General features: G+C 35.3%; 13 protein-coding genes and 1 other RNA gene. 1 reads left to right on the top strand and 13 read right to left on the bottom strand.

Features of this window, described 5'->3' with window-relative positions:
* Window positions 1-197: 197 nt before the first annotated feature.
* The 3 genes from HXN26_RS06000 to HXN26_RS06010 all read right to left on the bottom strand — a co-directional run bounded on the left by HXN26_RS06000 (window position 198) and on the right by HXN26_RS06010 (window position 6,802).
* Window positions 198-2,255, bottom strand: coding sequence for a protein-disulfide reductase DsbD family protein (locus tag HXN26_RS06000; protein ID WP_273159556.1), 2,058 nt, complete (start codon window positions 2,253-2,255; stop codon window positions 198-200).
* Between the two features lie 720 nt (window positions 2,256-2,975).
* The gene (locus HXN26_RS06005) at window positions 2,976-4,916 is read right to left on the bottom strand and encodes a leucine-rich repeat domain-containing protein (RefSeq protein ID WP_273159558.1); all 1,941 of its coding nucleotides are present in this window, start codon (window positions 4,914-4,916) and stop codon (window positions 2,976-2,978) included.
* Window positions 4,917-4,978: 62 nt separating this feature from the next.
* Window positions 4,979-6,802, bottom strand: coding sequence for a leucine-rich repeat domain-containing protein (locus HXN26_RS06010; RefSeq protein WP_273159560.1), 1,824 nt, complete (start codon window positions 6,800-6,802; stop codon window positions 4,979-4,981).
* A 294-nt stretch (window positions 6,803-7,096) separates the two neighbouring features.
* Here HXN26_RS06010 and HXN26_RS06015 point away from each other — a divergent pair, with 294 nt between their 5' ends.
* Window positions 7,097-8,674, top strand: coding sequence for a tetratricopeptide repeat protein (locus tag HXN26_RS06015; protein WP_273159561.1), 1,578 nt, complete (start codon window positions 7,097-7,099; stop codon window positions 8,672-8,674).
* 115 nt (window positions 8,675-8,789) lie between these two features.
* Here HXN26_RS06015 and ssrA read toward each other — a convergent pair.
* The 10 genes from ssrA to HXN26_RS06065 all read right to left on the bottom strand — a co-directional run bounded on the left by ssrA (window position 8,790) and on the right by HXN26_RS06065 (window position 17,632).
* Window positions 8,790-9,189, bottom strand: a transfer-messenger RNA (tmRNA) gene (gene ssrA, locus HXN26_RS06020).
* A gap of 277 nt (window positions 9,190-9,466) precedes the next feature.
* Complete coding sequence (locus HXN26_RS06025; RefSeq protein WP_273159562.1) at window positions 9,467-9,940, bottom strand: hypothetical protein; 474 nt, start codon at window positions 9,938-9,940, stop codon at window positions 9,467-9,469.
* A 91-nt stretch (window positions 9,941-10,031) separates the two neighbouring features.
* On the bottom strand, window positions 10,032-10,718 hold the full coding sequence (locus tag HXN26_RS06030; RefSeq protein WP_273159564.1) for a hypothetical protein: 687 nt from the start codon (window positions 10,716-10,718) through the stop codon (window positions 10,032-10,034).
* Window positions 10,719-10,888: 170 nt separating this feature from the next.
* Entirely contained in the window at window positions 10,889-11,830 is a 942-nt protein-coding gene (locus tag HXN26_RS06035; protein ID WP_273159566.1) for a phage/plasmid replication domain-containing protein, read from the bottom strand.
* Window positions 11,827-12,378: a hypothetical protein gene (locus HXN26_RS06040; RefSeq protein ID WP_273159567.1), complete on the bottom strand. Its 552-nt coding sequence runs from the start codon at window positions 12,376-12,378 to the stop codon at window positions 11,827-11,829. The genes HXN26_RS06035 and HXN26_RS06040 overlap by 4 nt, the downstream gene beginning before the upstream one ends.
* On the bottom strand, window positions 12,375-12,614 hold the full coding sequence (locus tag HXN26_RS06045) for an excisionase family DNA-binding protein (protein ID WP_273159568.1): 240 nt from the start codon (window positions 12,612-12,614) through the stop codon (window positions 12,375-12,377). Before HXN26_RS06045 ends, HXN26_RS06040 begins: the two co-directional genes overlap by 4 nt.
* Window positions 12,615-12,737: 123 nt before the next feature.
* A complete protein-coding gene (locus HXN26_RS06050) occupies window positions 12,738-13,349 on the bottom strand; it encodes a hypothetical protein (protein WP_273159570.1) in 612 nt (203 codons plus the stop codon).
* Between the two features lie 95 nt (window positions 13,350-13,444).
* Window positions 13,445-14,671: a site-specific integrase gene (locus tag HXN26_RS06055; protein WP_273159571.1), complete on the bottom strand. Its 1,227-nt coding sequence runs from the start codon at window positions 14,669-14,671 to the stop codon at window positions 13,445-13,447.
* 396 nt (window positions 14,672-15,067) lie between these two features.
* On the bottom strand, window positions 15,068-16,429 hold the full coding sequence (locus HXN26_RS06060; RefSeq protein ID WP_273159578.1) for a dipeptidase: 1,362 nt from the start codon (window positions 16,427-16,429) through the stop codon (window positions 15,068-15,070).
* 120 nt (window positions 16,430-16,549) lie between these two features.
* Window positions 16,550-17,632: a leucine-rich repeat domain-containing protein gene (locus HXN26_RS06065; RefSeq protein WP_273159574.1), complete on the bottom strand. Its 1,083-nt coding sequence runs from the start codon at window positions 17,630-17,632 to the stop codon at window positions 16,550-16,552.
* Window positions 17,633-18,275 lie beyond the last annotated feature (643 nt).

Below are 18,275 nucleotides of genomic sequence, written 5' to 3' on the forward strand. Positions count from 1 at the left end.
TCTTATTCTTTACTTCACATTTAAAATAAGAAAGGTATAGTTATAGGAATATCGGCTGACAGCAAAAAAAATGAAAAAGAATAAGGCCAACAAGTATTTGTTCTAAGAACCATAACTTGTTGACCTTATTGTAATCTTATGTAAGTTTTAGAGGTGCTTTCATCATCCTAAGGAGGATATTAAAAACCTCTATCTACTTATTTCTTATAGTTTTCTATGCCCTTATTCAAGAAATCAAGGTATCCAGGGATATCTTCTTTATATACGAAGCTACCACTAAGTGGGTTTCCTTGGTTATCAACTGTTACATAGAAAGGTTGCGCTAAGTATCCAAACTTAGACTCTTGTAAGTAACTCCACTTGTCACCAATGGTACGTAAGGTACGTATTGTACCATCAGAACGCTTCACCTTGATAGGTTCTTTCAATGGAGTTTTGTCGTCTACGTAGAGCGAAATCAAGATATAGTCGTTATTTAGCTTTTCCGCTACTTCAGCATTTGTCCACACTGCGCCTTCCATCTTACGACAATTCACACAGCCAAAGCCTGTAAAGTCGAGCATTACTGGCTTTCCTGCTTGTGCAGCAGCACGCATTCCTTCTTCATAATCCTTGTATTTAGGTTCAACTTCTTGATGATGCAAGTTGAAATCCTGTGTATAAATAGGTGGTGCAAACGCACTAACAGCTTTCAAAGGAGCTCCCCACAAGCCTGGAACCATATATACGGTAAACGCTAAAGATATCATACCCAGCATAATAGCTGGCACTGGCATTGCTGTTTGGGTAGGATCATCGTGTGGGAACTTAACTTTACCAATGAGATACAAGCCCATTATACCGAAGATAACAATCCATATAGCGAGGAAAGTCTCTCTATCAAGGATATGCCAGCCATATGCAAGATCGGCAACAGACAAGAACTTGAAAGCAAAAGCTAATTCTATGAAACCTAATACCACCTTAATCATGTTCATCCATGAGCCTGATTTAGGTGCTTGCTTTAACCATGTAGGGAACAAAGCAAACAGAGTGAAAGGCAATGCTAATGCAAAAGCAAAACCAAACATACCGATTGCAGGTGCAACCCAATCTCCACTGGTGGCTGCTTGTACGAGAAGCAAACCTACAACAGGCGCTGTACAAGAGAAAGACACCAAAGAAAGAGTGAACGCCATCAAGAAAATAGAAAGCAAACCTGTTGTGGCAGCAGCCTTATTATCCATTGCATTTCCCCATGATGCTGGCAAACGGAGTTCGAACCAACCAAAGAAGCTGAGTGCAAACACTACCAACATAAGGAAGAAGAATACGTTAAATGGCGCATTTGTTGCCAATTCGTTCAGTTTCTGTGGGCCAAAGATAGCTGTAATAACAGCAGCCAAACCCATATAAATTACGATAATAGAGATACCATAAGTTATTGCGTCACGAATACCTTTGCCTTTATCGTCCTTTGCACGCTTTAGGAAGAAACTAACTGTCATTGGAATAATTGGCCACACACATGGTGTAAGCAAAGCAATAAATCCTCCTAAAATACCCATAAAGAAGATACCGATGAGAGAATTATCCTTATTACCCTTATCTTCGTTAAACGCTTCCAACTCTTTAATAACAGGACGCCATAGTTCTGACGCACTTACAGCACCAGCTCCAGATGCCTGTACGGAGTCGCCTTGCATAGCATTATCAGTCAATACAGTCTTTGCAGTATCTGTTCCACCTATTTGTGTAGCTGCAGCGTCAGCTGTTTCAGTTTCATTTCCCTTCGCTTCAGCTGTTTCAGTTGCTGCTGGAGCATCAGCAGGACCATTACCTGTGAAATTAAATTCTACAGTAGATGGTGGCATACACATTTCTTCGTTACATGCACCGTATTCCAAATAACCTGCTATTTTATAGGTTTTACCCGTGATTTTGTATTTTTGTATGAAGCTTACATTATGTTCAAAGTAACGTACCTTCATCTCAAACATCTTCTCAAATACATTTACTTCTTTTCCACGAGGTGTAAGTTTACCGACTGCTTGTGCCCCTTCAGCCTTCTCAGTAGTAAGCGAAGCTGATGTAGGACCGCCTGCTGGAATTCCAGTAGAGTAAACATGCCAGCCAGCATCAATCTTACCAGTAAAGATAACATCTACTTCTGTTGGCGATACTTTCTTCTGCTGCACACTAAAACGTACAGGATTTTGCGCCATTAATGTTAAATTAAATAGCACAAAGAAGGCTAAAAGAATTTTAGATCTCATTGTTTTTATCTTGTTTAAATTATTACTGCTATATATTTTTTCTTTGTTTTCATGCATTCTCTCTTTAAATAATGAAAAGATTACGGAGTGCAAAGATAATGTTATTTTTTTAAAAACAAAACCATTACACTACATTTGTATTCTTTTATCATTATTTTTTTCTATTTTTAAAAGCTCACATTTAAATTATATACCAATAACTAATACTGAAATACAGCTTATTACACAGACAACAACAAATGGAATAAGAGATTAAAATCAAATAACCTTGAAACTAAAGAAGTAAAATGGAATCATCTTAATTTTATGACTAAAATAACAGCACAAAACTGTAAATATATTTCACACACTTTACTATTACGCAACAACCTTATTATCAAAGTATTATAATATAGGCGCTTTCGCATTGCAAAAGAGCCTATATTGCAATGTAAAAGTATCTATATTGCACGACAAAACAACGGCTTTTGCAATGTAAAACCATTTCCATGTCTTTCTGCCTACACTTTTCTTTACAAACTAACGTGCTATTTTAGTTTATCCTCTAAATAATAAAAGGGTGATCATTTTTACAATTATAATTCTAATAAGCCTATTAAAAACTTCAACAAATAATAACATTAAAAATATTGATACGTAAAAGAAACGATGCTATCTTGAATTTATCAAGACAGCATCATTATTGTTTTTACATCATACTTCTTATAATAAAGTCATCATTTAGATACGTATTAATTTCAACGAACAACTACCAATCTTACCTCGAAGCGTAACAACATAGATTCCGTAAGGAACACCAACAGCATTGATTCGGGCACTACCCAATCGTACTGGAGCCTCTAACACCTTAAGTCCAGTAAGGTCATACAATTCTATTGTATCAAAACCTAATGATATTTTTGAAACTATAATATTGTTTCCTTCGTTACTAACTATTGGTTTATCGGTGTAAACTTTCTCTACAACATCTGGAACTGCTTCGATAATCTTGAGGTTTTTCCACGTGCGAGATGCCAAATAAGCCTGCTTAGTGCCAACAGGTACTATCAGCGTACATGCTTCTTTATTTACTCCTTCAAATACATCGTCTGTATAAGGGTTCTCTACTGGTTTTTCAGTCTTAACTATCAGAGTATTCAAATTACTGCAACCGCAGAATGCCCTATACCCAAACTCATTAAAAAGTGGTGATAATTCAACTTTCTCAAGGTTCTTACAGAACCAAAAAGCAAAGTCGTCCATCTTCTCAGTGTTGGGATTCATCACAAAAGTTTTACTATCCTTTCCGCCAGGATAAGCATAAAGCATTGTGTAATCTTTCGAATAAAGTATACCATCTTCTATAGCATACTTTGCATTATCGGCATCTACTTCGAATGTTTGAAGTGCTCTGCAACCAAGAAATGGATTGGTAACAATCTCAGCAGTAGACATTCCAAGCGATACTTTCGTCAATCCGAAACATTCAGCAAAGGCCGCATAACTAATCTTTTCTATTGTTTTAGGAAATACAACTGATGTTATACCATGATTATGGAAGAATGCTTTCTCACCTATTGTCTTTAATCCGTTGCCCAACTTCAGTCCCGACATATCATTACAGTTAAGAAACACCTCGTTTTCAATGGTTTCTAAAGAATTTGGTAGTTTCACATCATGCAACTTTTTACAGTTCTGAAACGCATACACAGCAATATGTTTAAGACCTTCTTTAAACTCAACCATTTCTAAACTATGACAATCCTGAAAAGCATTCTTGTCTATTTTTACGAGCGACGCAGGAAGTTCCACCTTCTTTAATGCTTCGCACAAACCGAAAGAACCTTCGGGTAACACTGTAATTCCTTCAGGAATCTGAATTTCTTCTAACCCATTTGCACCGAAAAAAGCCTCAATTGAAAGCTCTCTAAGACTCTTTGGAAGAGTTAATTTCTTCATTTTGGGCGTCTCGTCAAATGTTCTTTTATTGATTTTCGTTACACCTTCAGGAATTACAACCTCCTTTAAGTTCGTGCAATAGGTGAACACATAGTTTCCCATTGTCTTGAGTTGGGATGGTAATTTAATGGTTTCAAGTGCATCGCATACACCGAATACTGTGTGCTGAATCTCTGTAACTTCATCGGGAATAACTACTTCTTTTAACTTTACACACTTAAAGAATGCTCCTATACCCAATTCTCGGATGTATTTAGGAAGTACTATTGACTCTATACTGCAACATTTAAAGAAGAGTTTTTCGGGCAAAAGAGTTGCTTTAGCGCCATCTACAAAATATTTTCTGTCCTTGCCTAAATCATCAGTAAAGATATAATAACTATCTGATGTATCCCCATTTGAAACAAAAGAAGCCTCTGAAAGATCTAATCTTTTCAGCGTTTTAGGAATCAATGCACCATATTCGTCAGACCCACATAACATTCTTACCCAACGTAAATCGTAACTATTGAGTGGTCCAATTATCTTTAACGTATCTACAACATCAAGCCAAACATTCTCAGGAACCTTATCTTCTAGTTCGCCTGCCTTATCAAGACGAACCACTACCTTATTTACTCTCTCATCTTCACCACCTGCTAATGATGTCATAAATGATGCATTGACAAAAGATGCTTGTGCAAAAACATACAGAAAGAGAAACAATTTCATCAACTTTTTCATAATTTACAACTCCTACATTTACCATTCAAGTATATCAATATCGGATTACCTCACACACAATCTTAGTGCTCCCATACGCACACTTTACCATTTTCGCCATCTACAGAAATGATATATACCCCTTTCTGCGGGGCTTTTACAAGCACCGATGGTGCTTTCACAGCGTAACGAGCTACAATTTGTCCATTATAAGTAGTGAGCTTAACTTCTCGTGCATTGGCTGGAAGATTACTAACTACCCAACCTGCACTTGTTAAACAAACAATTAACTCATTCTCTACACCTACTTTGGCAATGTCATCTTTTTGACAACCTGTTCCATCACCTACGAGAGAAACCATCCATCCTTTATCAGTCGCTATCTTTGTTTTACTGACTTCAGCTACTCCAGGAACGTTATTGAACAACAAGATGCCATTTAAGTCGTTCTTATCATCCTCAGGACGTTTCTCTCTAAGCGACCGATATAGATCGTTTAGCGCACAAGCATCTAACTTAGTGTTATTTATCGAAACATAACGAAGGTTATTACAGTTTTCAAAATTAAGGCCATCAGTAATTGGATTGCTTGCAATAGTAACATCAAGTAGCTTGGTACAATTGCTAAAATCAAGATTTTCGATATTATTATTACTGCAATTGATAGCAGTAAGTTGTGTTAATGCCGACAAATCAAGCGTTTTTAATTGATTACCATCGCAAGTAAGATTATTTAATAAAGGCAACTTTGTTGTTTCTATTTGAGAGATATTACAACTACTACAATTAAGAGAGGTTAATGAATGAGGAAATTCAGTCATACTCAAATTAGGGTTTACCGAACAATCTAAGTTAATAAGGTTTGCACAATCTACCAATTTTAGAGAAGAGAGGTCGTTAGAAAAGCAAGTCAAACTTTCTAATTTATCCATTCCACTCAAATCAAGCGCTGACAGTTGGTTATTGTTACATACCAATGAAACAAGATTTCGGCAATCCGATAGATTCAGACTTGTAAGACTATTCCCTTCGCACGAAAAAGTTTGAAGTTCATTCATACCTGTCAAATCAAGTTGTGAAAGCTGATTATTATTGTCTACTGCTAATAATTTTAAATGCTTTGTTTGCGATAAATCAAGCTTTTTCAGCCCTGCAGCAGGTAGTAACAACGTATCTATTTTGTTATCTTTTGGCAATAAAAGTGTTCGTAATGGCCGTCCCAAACCTACAGCAACATATTTCAATTCATTATTTTCACTTAGATCATACTCATCTACAAGAGTTTGTAAGGCATCTAAATGCTTTAGTTTTGGACATCCTTTTAAGTTTAATTTCTTTAGTTGTGCATTTGAAGTACACGTAAGAAGTTCTAAAGTTGGATGTGAAACAAGAGTCAATTCCTTGAGTCTATTGTTCGTAAGAATAAGACTATCTATTTTTGAATTGTTGGCTAAATCAAGCTTTTCTAATGGAGAATCTTGTATATAGATAAATTTTAGTTCGAGATTTGCCGACACATCCAACATCCTAACAAAGTTTTTACGTGATATAAGATGTGTCAACGCAGACAGTTTCGTAACATCAAGACTTGTCAATTGGTTATTCGAACATTCCAAAACAGCTATATTTCCATAGATAGTAAGGTCTTGTCCTTCTGTATTACCTTGTATTCGCGTTGCCTTCGTATGGAGTTTTCCTTTAAAAGTTTTGCCATTTCCCCAATCAAGAGTATATTCTCCCTCTTCTGCACCCATTATTAAAAATGCATACTTGCTATTGATTGCACTAGCAAAGTGCATTTTTACATAAGGCAGTACCGGTTGATTGTCTTCTGCTAACGCAACATTTAAGAAGCCTACAAAGAAGATTGTAAGTAAAAATAATCCCTTTTTAAAATTCGTTTCCATACTGATTTTGTTTAAGTCACTACCGATTTTCCGTGGCTACAATTATGTATTATTAAGACAAAAATAAAAATAAACAAACAAAAATACAAGTATTTAGGTTTTTCATTACAACACTTTGTTGCAACTTTAAATATAACATAAAAACTTAATAATAAGCATATTACGTCTATTTACCAGTGTAAACAAATAGTTTTACGATATAAAAATGCAACAATAAAAGTACTTCCACCCCTTAAGTTTGTCTGTTTTTAAGAAAAAAAGGCGTACTTTTGCAAAGAACAGATCATAACTGAGATGAATAAATCGTTCCCTATTTTGCTGTTATTTGCATTTGTACTATGTAGTTGTCAACGCATTTCAACTGAAGCAAGCAACCGCTTAACCGAAATCGACTCTCTAGTTCGGTATAACCAACTCGACTCTGCTTTTAGGCTAATCGACATGGTAGACGCTACTTATCTAACGAGTAGTGCAGATTCAGCCGATTTCTTTTTCCAGAAAACGCGCCTTCTCTACAAACTCTACAAGCCTATAGAGTCTACCAACATGATAGATTACAGCATCGCATATTATGAAACTCAAAAAGATTGTTTGGAACGATTAACAGACGCTTATTTCTATAAAGGGGTTATTCTATATGACCAAGGGCAGGAAAAAGATGCTATTGTCAACGTCAAAAAAGCTGAATATACAGCAGAAAAACTGACTTCAGACTATATAAAACTTAAAATATATGAGAACCTTTTTATTATGAACGAGGAAGCTGGAGAACGACTACTCGCCCTCGGATATGCAAAAAAGGTACTTCGTATTGCTTCAAGAGCAAAAGACAAAGTGCAACTTGCACGTGCTTGCAACAATATAGCTGTGGCTTATAACAAGTTGCACCAGGCTGATAGTGCCAACATTTACATTACAAAAAGTATGGAAATGTTGAAATACATACCGCAAAAGGAACAAATATACATCCTCAATAACATTGGAGCTCAGCTCATAGCTACCAATCCACAAAAGGCAAAAGCAATTTTACTTAAAGCTATTAGCATTGCACCAATGGGAGCAGCATACGATAATCTTGCAACAATATATATTAGAGAAGGCGATACAGATAAAGCAAATGAGTTGTGGAACAAAGCTTTGAAAACAAACGATATGCAAGTAAAAACTGATGTGATGCATTCAAGGTTCATTCATCAATGTGCTACAGCCGACTATGAAGGAGCCACAAAGACAGCAAAACAACTCATTAAAACGAAAGACAGTCTATATATGGACTGGAGAGAGAATGATATACGGAGCAATCAAATAGCTTTCGATAATATAAAAGCAAAGCAAGAATACGAGCGCAAAATAGAAATTGGAGTCTTTACCATTATACTGCTATCACTATCTCTTGTTCTTATCTTCTTATTCTTACGCTACAGAACATATAAAACCAAGAATGCGTTGGCCACTGATCAACTTCGCATAAAGGATTTTGAAAGTCAGATAGCCGAATTTGAAAAGCAAGGACAGGAAAAACAAAAAGAAATAGAATCGTTATATAAGAAAAAGGAAATATTACTCGACAAGCATCGCAAGACACTTAGTGAAGGACATAGACTCTATACTAATATAATGGAGGGACAAACAATTGTATTTTGGCGAAAAAAAGAATTTGAAAATTTCATAGAATACTATCGTTTGATTAACATTAACTTTGTAGATAACCTGGAATCAGAATATGATATGCTTTCTCCGAAGAATCAATTCTTCCTTGTAATGGAACATTTGGGAAAATCAGATAAAGAAATTATGCGTATTATGGGCCTCGCAGATGGATCTATTCGTTCAATTCGATCAAGAATTAACAAGCGCAGAGTTGCCTATTAGCATGTTTAATGTGTACTCCAATAGAAACCATATAAATAAAAAATCGCTGTAACGCATTTAAGTTACAGCGATTTTTTGTTTTAATCATTTCATTACCCTCTTTTTGAGTACTTAAAAGTGGACCTGCGGAGAGTCGAACTCCGGTCCGCACAAGGAAACCATATGCTTTCTACATGCTTATTTCAGCCTTTGATTTTCGAGCATTGACAAGACCTGAACCACCAATCAATGCCTTATCCTCTTAATTTCATCTGAGCATTGAGGCCTACTCAAACTATTTCCGATTTAACCTGCACCGCTTTACCCTCCGATTCGGAACTACATCTTTGGAGCAGTGTCTCGTTCAACTATCTAATAGTCGAATAAAGCCAGTAATCTACTGTACTTCGATTAGGCAGCGAGAGCGTAATTGTTTTCGCCAATTAATTGTTCGATAACCGAGATTTAGGAGCCAGTCATCAATGCTCCGCATGCTTACATACCATTTCGTCTTGCCGTCAAATCCATACAAGCCCGTATATCTATAACTCCTTAATGATAAGGATTTTGCATTTAAAGGATTTATGAAGTGTGGAAAAAGTGTGGAAAAAGGTACTTTGAATCCACACTTCTAAACCTCTTTATAGTGCAAAGGTACAATTTATTTCTAAACCTACAAATAATTTATTTATTATTCCTTTACTTTACGAATACTATCAATAGTAAAAGCACTAAATAAAAGCCGTGTAATGTGCTCTATCTTATTCCTTGAATAATTATGCTTCTTTGTTCTATTGGTAAGCTTAGAAAGCTTTATTTGCCTTCATTCATGGGTGGCTTACATTTACCATTTTGCCAAAGTAAACAATCTTTATGTGAGGTAGGATAATTAACGGGTAGATAGTAATGTATTAAATTCTCGGCTTTACTTTCTTCACTTTCTTTGTCTTTCATTCTCTCTAAGTCTGCAAGGCGCATTAATAATTCTGCTCTTAACTTTGCATCATGTGTAGAAGAAGCTAATGTGTTTAATTCCCGTATTATTGCCGCTTTATCTCTGTTTTCATTGTTATTTTTTTCCACTTTCTGAATATTAACGGCTGCAAGTTCGTCTAAATACTTCTTAGCATCATCACAACGTATCCAACGTAAAGCCAACCTGTGTATGTTATCATCTGTTGCACATGGTTTTTGCTTTCTGCTTAATTTATACGCCATATCTGCATCGTGTGTAATAAAGAAGCCTGCCAAACAAAATCTTTCTTTCTCGCTTAATCCTTTTTTCATACTACTTAATTTTTTGTTACCAAATTTTGGTATCGTTTCACACCTTACTATAGTAGGGGTATTGGCTTTTAGCCTCAACCCCTACAGAGTTTTATCTATCTTCTCTTTTTCCTAAAATCCCATTGTTTAAATTGAACACAAATTCATCTAAAGAAAAATTAAACTTGCCATTTTCTTTTGCTATATCAACAAATGAAATATGCCTATAGCCCTCCCTTGTGCTAACATTGGCCCCATTCTTTACAAATGGGTAATAACCATGCTCGTCTTCCCATGCACTTATCATTTCAAGTTTTCTTGCAAGCTCTATTAAAAGTTTATAGTATTCTGCAACCTCGCCTGACAAGGTGGTTTCTGCCTCTTTGTTTATAAATGCTAATAGCTTGTCAACATCGTAATAAAATCGCCCCTCACTATAATGTAATGGAACTTTGTCCCATTGGGCAATCATGTACACTTGCCTGCATAATGGTAGAGCTTCATCAAACACCTTATCCCAACGTTCTAACATTTCATTACGCATCTGACTTGGGAAGCGTTTGTCCTGTTTTATACTTATAGCCATTTTGCCCATATAATCATTCAACCAGTCCTCGGATATAGTTTTAAGATCCTCCACGCTTCCAACGGGAAAAATATCATCAATCTGTTTCAACTTATTTACTGCCAAATTGAGTTCTTTCTCATTGTTCAAAATCTTTTTCCCTATATTTTGGGCTTTCAGCTTATCAACCCCTTTGAACGTCTTTTGAGATTCATTTAATTTCTTTGTTTTCATTTCTTGTCTCCTATTTTACGTTTATCAATTAACTCTTTTGCCTTGTTATAGCCGTATCTATCTTGTAAGACCAGCCATGCAACATCATCAAATTGTCCTTTTTCCATTATTGTTGTTTTTTAAGTGTTACCAAATATTGGGTACATTTCACACCTTACTATAGTAGGTTTTTATTTATAGGCAAGTACATTACGCACTTCATCGTCTAACTCGTTTGCGGCATCGTCTGCACTGCTTGTTAAATACTTTTCCCTTACACTATCCAAAGATTGTTTCAAGCGTGAATAATATTTGCGGTCATTGAATAAATGCCTTGCTTTCATTTCTGAAAGTATCTTATCCACATCGCCTGCACCCATGTTGTGAAGTGCAACAGCAAATATATAATCTTTTGCCTCTGTTACATTTTTTACTTTTCCCATGTTTCCAACCCCGTAAAATTTGTTTATATTAAAATACATCTGCCCCCATTTCTCCAACACTTCATTGTAGAAGTCTGTATTACTTAGAGTTGAGGCTAAAACCTCTTGTCGCTGCATCTGTTTGGCAAGACGTGCGTTAAACCTTGCTTCATATCTTAGCACATTACCACACTCATTACAAACACTCGGCATCTCTTTTTTGTTATCCTTGCTTTCTTGTATTTTATCATAGAAGCAAAGTGACTGCAAGTTTTCTTTTCCTCGTGTATAATACAATGTGTTTTGAGTAGCCCTCAAACGTTGAAAATATACTAATGTGCCAAGTATATCAAAGTATGCTTTTGGTTCATTTTGCATAATGAAATCTGCTGCAATATCAAGCCGTGTAACCTTTGCCGTGTTAAGGCTAACATGCAATGTATCACTAACTGCTTCAATTGCTTTCTTTACCTCTCCACGATTAACAAGCATCGTGTTATTGGAATAATAAAAGCCTGACAAACTTCCTTTGATACTTACCCCTGCACCGCCAACACTTATTCTAAGGTTCTCTATATTTCCAACGTTCCAAGCTTCACCAGTATTTTTATTATAACCGCCCCTTTCAAGGCGTTGTGAGAGTCTTGATATATCAGCTTTGTTGAGTGTATAGCTATCTATAAACATGTGTATGGTGTCGTAACCTATCATATTGTTATTGCGGCTTCACGCATAAGTTTTAATTCATTATCAAATTTCCCTAAAGTAAATCCTTTGCGGTACGCATCTATCATTGGGCGACCACCTGCAATAACAAACAATTCAACAAATCCAAAGTTCCTATCAATGACAAATATAAATCCATCGTCTTTTTCTTCAAATAGTGGATTTCTGTCCTTTGTCCGCAATACTTCAAGTTGTGAAGGTTCACCACTGCAAATCCAAGTATCCTGCTCTGTGTTCATCATTAATCTTAAGCCTGATAAGTTAAAACATTTCTTACACGTATTAGGGTTCATTTGTATGTAATACTCTGGTGTGGTCTGATTGTTCTTGCGATTGGGGTTTCTGTCAGATGTATTGAGATTAAAATACATCTGTCCTTTACTCGTTTTCAATTTATCTGTACCAGTCCAATAACCTGCAAATAAAGATAAATCAAAGCGCATTACCTTTCTTTCTACAAGTTCCCCATTCCGCTTAACCTTTGACGTATTGCGCTCAAACCTCATGTAACAAGCAAATTTAGGAGTAATCATAATTTGCCTCCTTTCTTCATGATGTTTGTTTGTGCTTTTGCAACTAATTCATCATTAGTTGCAACACGGCTATTATTTACCCATTCTTCTAACTCTGAACGCTTGAATAAGATGTGCTTACCTGTAGGGGTGTAAAACGGCACCTTGTGTGTACTTGTCAATTTGTAAAGATAGCTTAATGCAAACCCCAAATAGTCTGCTGCTTCTCTTGCTGTTAAAAAATTATTATTATCCATGCTTCTTTTGTTTGCCCTATTAGTGCGCACCTCATAGGAATTATAAGTGCAAAATTAGCCACTAAACTAAGCATAAGAAATAGGATAAAAAAAAGGTAGGAAAATCCTACCTATAAAATCGTGTTACAAAGAAGACAACCACTTGTCTATTATCTCTATCGGCTCTATTATCTTATCATATTTAGGTATACCACGTTTATATCCTCTCCTGCCAATACGTATATTTTCCACTATTCCAATCTTTGCACTTGTCATGTTTGAAATTCTTTTGCCGCTAATTACTACCCCTTTACGACTAACAAAAAACTTATTTTCCTCAGCGATTTTCTGCCAATCAGAAACAATATACCCAAGTTCCTTTAGTCGCATCAGTAAATATCCTAAAACGCCTATGTCTTTTATTTTTATAGGGTGCTCAATAGTATCACATAAAATATTTTTTAAAGTTTCTTTTGAAATAGGCTCTAATACCACATAAGTATTTATAATTGTGAGCAAATTAATTATTTGATTGTCGGCTAAGGTACATTCCATTGTATAATAATAATTATACTCTGGTCGGTTTTCAAAATCTTTTTTTTGTATTTCTAAAACCTTGTCGTAAAGGTCTTCTGCGTTATATTTAAGTGTTCCCATATCCTTAAACCATGGGAGATTCTCCTTAAATCTTTTAGCTTTTAAAAGGTTTTCAGGAGTATTTTTCAATTTCTCTTTTAGATTTGTAGCTCTTTTCATTTTAAGTGCCTTTTAATTATTAGGAAAATCTTTTTGTTAGGTTACTCGCTTTGTATTTGTTTGTAGCAAATAGGGGGTATCCCCCCTGTTGCTACTTATATATTAATGATTTTATCCATTGTATTTGCAGCCTGAACCTGTGCTTCATCAACAATCTTTGCATATATTTGTGTTGTTGATATTTTCAAGTGTCCTAACTGCTTAGAAACAACAGCCAACGGCAAACCACTACTTAATAGAAGTGTTGCGGCTGTATGTCTTGCACAATGAAAGGTTATATTTTTATCTATTCCTGCCATCTTTATCCATCGTCTTAAATACACATTACCTGCATCATTCTTTGGCAAGTCAAATATTGCTTCTGTGTTTGTGCGTTCTCTCTTTGGTATCATGTGCAACGCATTGTCAGGAACATATACCCTTAGTCTCTCCCCCGTCTTGACCATTGATATATCTAAATACGTTCCTATTGTATCTTTGTGAAAGTCTGCCAGTGTTATGCATCTCAAATCAGAATAACGTAAACCTGTAAAGCAACTGAAAAGAAAAGCTGCCTTAATATCTCGTACACCATTATAAGGCACATTAACAAGTTTCTGCACTTCCTCTTTTGTCAAATAAGTGCGTGTCCCTGCTTTAGTTGTAATCTTATCACTTCTATCTAACTTGCCCATAGGGTTGGATATAATAAGACTACTTTTTGCTGCTTTATTTAAGATAAAGTTAAGGTTTCTTTCCAATCTCTTTTGCGTGTTCTGTGTAATCTTTATGTCTTTATTCTTGCTTATATCCTTGGACTTCTGAAAGTTTAAGTTTAAGGCTTCATATTTCAGATAATGAATGAAGTTATATATCCAATCTAAATCAACCCCACCAAGCTTTATATTCTTGTCAAAACGTTTAATATGCTCCAATAGTGCATTGAAACTCGCAAAGTTACTATGCTTATTGCCGCTTATTCTCAAAGCCTCATCTCTCTGTTTCTCTATATAGTCAAGCAATAAAACGTTATTCTTTGGTGTAGGTGAGAAATTAGCGTCTTTGCGTTCTAAATCTACATTCAAAGTATCGCATTCAACATTCTGCAGCCTCAATAATTCTTCATTATTGCGTTTTATTGTATAATCGCTTTCAGGTTTTAATACAACTCCTGTACTAATACGCTTCCGTTTTCCTGCATGGCATGCGTATCTTACTAAAGCAACGTTCCCACTTTTTAGAACTCTGCCAACTAAATAAACTTTGCGTGATTTTCCTTTTGCGTTGAGGCTGTAACCCTCCATAAGGGTTAAAGCATCTCCAAATAATTGTTTCTTTGCCATAATTGTACCTTTTTCCACCTGCAAAGGTACAAAAAAAGTGTGGAAAGTGTGTGGAAAGTATGGAATAATAAAAGGCAAATTAAAGAAACTTAACGCAAAAAGTAGTGTCTATATATTTGCGCATAACAATCTGTAAATTAGTGTCTTTAATTGATATATGTTTCTCTTTTTTGACTTTGAAAATAAGTATAAGTGTGTCAAATCCATACAAGCCCGAATTATATTTGTAATATAAGGACTGCAAAGGTATTACAAGTTTATTATATAGCCAAATTTTCAGTTACTTTTTTATGTATAGAAGCCTAGAACACTATTCTTTCAATGCTATATAAAAATTCCCTACTCCATAATTTAATAGAGCAGGGAAAATTGTATGTTAGAACTTTTTTTATATCCTTATACTTCCTTATCGTATTCCAAATGGAAATTAACAACAGCTTCTATACCCTTCTTCCAAAGGTCTACTGGCATATTTTCATTTGGAGAGTGAATCGCATTTGACTCTAAACCAAAGCCCATTAACACACTCTTCGTACCGAGTAATTTCTCAAATGTAGAGATGATTGGAATACTACCTCCTATACGAACTGGCAACGGACGCTTACCAAAGACAGCTTCAAAACCACGTTCAGCAGCCTTATAAGCAGGAAAATCAATAGGACAAACGTAACCATAACCTCCATGAAGCATTTCTACCTTCACATCAACAGTATCAGGAGATACCTTATTGAAGTAATCTACAACAAGTTGACCAATCTTTTTATAATCTTGATGTGGTACTAGACGTGAAGAAATCTTTGCATATGCCTTTGAAGGTATTACTGTTTTGGCACCTTCGCCTTGATAACCACTCCAAAGTCCGCATACGTCAAACGATGGACGATAGCCTGTGCGTTCGATTGTGCTATAACCTTCTTCGCCAAATATATTCTTTATGCCGAGCGATTTCTTATATTCATCTTCATCGAAAGGTATAGAAGCAACAAGTTCACGCTCTTCTTTTGATGCTTCTTCAACATCATCATAGAATCCTGGGAAGCGTATTTTGCCATCAGGACCCGTTACATCGCCTATCAACTTACATAGAACGTTCGCAGGGTTAGCCACTGCACCACCGAATGTACCAGAGTGAAGATCGCGATTTGGACCAGTAACTTCAATCTGCCAGTATGCCAAACCACGCAAACCTGTTGTAATTGATGGAACATCAGCACCAATAAGTGATGTATCTGATACGAGAATAACATCGCACTTCAACAAATCTTTATGTTCTTCAATGAATGGGCCAAGACTACTTGAACCAATTTCTTCTTCACCTTCAAAGATGAACTTCATGTTATGCTTCAACAAGTCGTGCTTATTGATATATTCAAACGCCTTAGCTTGAATGAATGATTGACCTTTATCATCGTCAGCACCGCGTGCCCAGATATAACCATCTTTGATAACTGGCTCGAATGGTTCAGTCTTCCAAAGTTCAAATGGTTCAGCTGGCATTACATCGTAGTGACCATAAACCAAAACAGTTTTAGCATTTGGATCTACTATTCTTTCTGCATAAACCATAGGATTGCCCTTTGAAGGCATCACTTCTGCTTTATCTACACCTGCTTCCAAAAGTAATTCTTTCCATCTTTCAGCACAGCGTACCATATCTTCTTTATGAGCTGGTTGTGCACTTACGCTTGGAATGCGTATCAGGCTAAATAACTCTTCGAGCATTCTTGCCTCATTTTCTTCTACATATTTCTTTATCATAGTCGTTGATGTTTTGAGATTTCTTTTCATAGTTGCATGCTAAAAAAGCGAATGCACCGCAAATATACTACTTTTTTTCCTAATGTAAGTGGAAAAGAGAATATCTTTTGAGACAAATTCTTATTTCATGCTTACTTTTACTTGTTTATTCCCAGCTTTAACTATGTATACGCCAATCTGCACAGGCAACGAGATACTGGTTGCAGCTGGTACAATGCAACTATAAACGATTACCCCTGCCACATTATATATATGTATATAGGCAGCATTATCTTTGGTTGCTATGAGTATTTTACCGCTTTCGCTTCTGACAGAGATGTCCGAATTTGAAATAACATCAATTCCTAACGTTTGGTCTTCCATAATGTTGGGAACAAATTTCTTCCATTGTGCTGCTTCTTCATAGGCATTTTTACTATCAAGGGGAACATACAATTTGCAAGAACCACCAATATCTCCCGTGCTGACTTGTTCAAAAACATCTGTTCCCATTGCCTCGCCCATTAAAGGTTCCTTTAGTTCGCATTTGATGGTTCTTAACTTTACACAACCATAAAAAGCATCGTTTCCAATATATGCAACATTGTGCGGTATTCTCATTGCTGTCAAACCGACACACCCGTAAAAGGCTTGTGATGATATTTTCGTTACACTTTCAGGGATATTACATTCTCCCTTCTTCCCACTTGGGCATTGAATCAGAATTGATACATCTTTATTAAATAATACTCCATCTACACTACAAAAGTTTTGATTTTTCTCGTCTACATCTATTCTTTCCATTCGTGCACACGACATAAAAGCCCATTTTCCTATTTTTCTAACAAGAGAAGGAAGCTTTACAGAGGTTAAATTATGACAGCCTAAAAAAGATTTATCACCAATAGTTTGTAATGTATTTGGCAAATTTATACCAATAATTCCCTCACACATATAAAAAGCCTGCTTTCCTATTCCAGTAATAGTATATGTTATTCCTTCATTAGTTGCAGTTTCTGGTATAGTTAGAAGTCCTAAAAGTTTTGTAGTATAGCTTCCTCGCGGCTTTTCGGACACGACATTCACCTCTCTTGCTTCTTTATTTGCAACTTTGTAAAAAAACTGTCCATCCGTAAAATCATAGGGTTTAACTTGTGCTTTCAGATTCATTTGTAAACTTGCTAATAAAAAACAAGTAAATCCTAATAAAAGTTTCTTTTTCATGATGAAATAATTTACCGCACATTTGCGCTTTGGTTAATAATACAATAAAAAATATCTCTTATACAAGCATTACCATATTTTGCTAAAGTATCAAGAAATTCAAAGTTAACTTTTTATAACCTAGTCCATAAACTATGAGACTATTGGTTTATATTATTTATATGCTTTTCGCAAATATAGACATAAAAAGTCATAATTACAAATTATCTAAAACTTTTTCCCAAGAGTTTTCTTATATTTTCCTTTTTCTATTACCTATTATAGGCTAAATTAATTACCTTCACATTACGTAAGCTTTACCTAAATAATACAATTTATAAGTAATACAAATTTACTTTAGTTTATTGAGAATAAACAGAATTTTCATTATTATGAGGATATTTTTTCAACTTTTATAAGAGTACTTTGTGGACTTTTATAAAGAACAAAATTACGAATAAAAAAAATATAATTACAAATTTAAAATTTGTAATTATATTTTTATGATTTTGTAATTACAATTTTGTTTTTTATAATTATAATTTTTTCGAAATATTTTCTTGAACTTAAAAGAATAAAAATCTAATTCTTTTCCAAACTTCATTTACCTAGGGTAATTCAGTTAATTCCCTCTTAAGAATCTCTGGAGACTGTCAAATGCCAG

The sequence above is a fragment of the Prevotella aurantiaca genome, from assembly GCF_015262605.1.
GTDB classification, from domain to species: domain Bacteria; phylum Bacteroidota; class Bacteroidia; order Bacteroidales; family Bacteroidaceae; genus Prevotella; species Prevotella aurantiaca.

What these genes read in the sequence shown, in the direction of transcription:
- HXN26_RS06000 (WP_273159556.1), bottom strand. Translation starts at nt 2,255, where the DNA reads ATGAGATCTAAAATTCTTTTAGCCTTCTTTGTGCTATTTAATTTAACA.
- HXN26_RS06005 (WP_273159558.1), bottom strand. Translation starts at nt 4,916, where the DNA reads ATGAAAAAGTTGATGAAATTGTTTCTCTTTCTGTATGTTTTTGCACAA.
- HXN26_RS06010 (WP_273159560.1), bottom strand. Translation starts at nt 6,802, where the DNA reads ATGGAAACGAATTTTAAAAAGGGATTATTTTTACTTACAATCTTCTTT.
- HXN26_RS06015 (WP_273159561.1), top strand. Translation starts at nt 7,097, where the DNA reads ATGAATAAATCGTTCCCTATTTTGCTGTTATTTGCATTTGTACTATGT.
- HXN26_RS06025 (WP_273159562.1), bottom strand. Translation starts at nt 9,940, where the DNA reads ATGAAAAAAGGATTAAGCGAGAAAGAAAGATTTTGTTTGGCAGGCTTC.
- HXN26_RS06030 (WP_273159564.1), bottom strand. Translation starts at nt 10,718, where the DNA reads ATGAAAACAAAGAAATTAAATGAATCTCAAAAGACGTTCAAAGGGGTT.
- HXN26_RS06035 (WP_273159566.1), bottom strand. Translation starts at nt 11,830, where the DNA reads ATGATAGGTTACGACACCATACACATGTTTATAGATAGCTATACACTC.
- HXN26_RS06040 (WP_273159567.1), bottom strand. Translation starts at nt 12,378, where the DNA reads ATGATTACTCCTAAATTTGCTTGTTACATGAGGTTTGAGCGCAATACG.
- HXN26_RS06045 (WP_273159568.1), bottom strand. Translation starts at nt 12,614, where the DNA reads ATGGATAATAATAATTTTTTAACAGCAAGAGAAGCAGCAGACTATTTG.
- HXN26_RS06050 (WP_273159570.1), bottom strand. Translation starts at nt 13,349, where the DNA reads ATGAAAAGAGCTACAAATCTAAAAGAGAAATTGAAAAATACTCCTGAA.
- HXN26_RS06055 (WP_273159571.1), bottom strand. Translation starts at nt 14,671, where the DNA reads ATGGCAAAGAAACAATTATTTGGAGATGCTTTAACCCTTATGGAGGGT.
- HXN26_RS06060 (WP_273159578.1), bottom strand. Translation starts at nt 16,429, where the DNA reads ATGATAAAGAAATATGTAGAAGAAAATGAGGCAAGAATGCTCGAAGAG.
- HXN26_RS06065 (WP_273159574.1), bottom strand. Translation starts at nt 17,632, where the DNA reads ATGAAAAAGAAACTTTTATTAGGATTTACTTGTTTTTTATTAGCAAGT.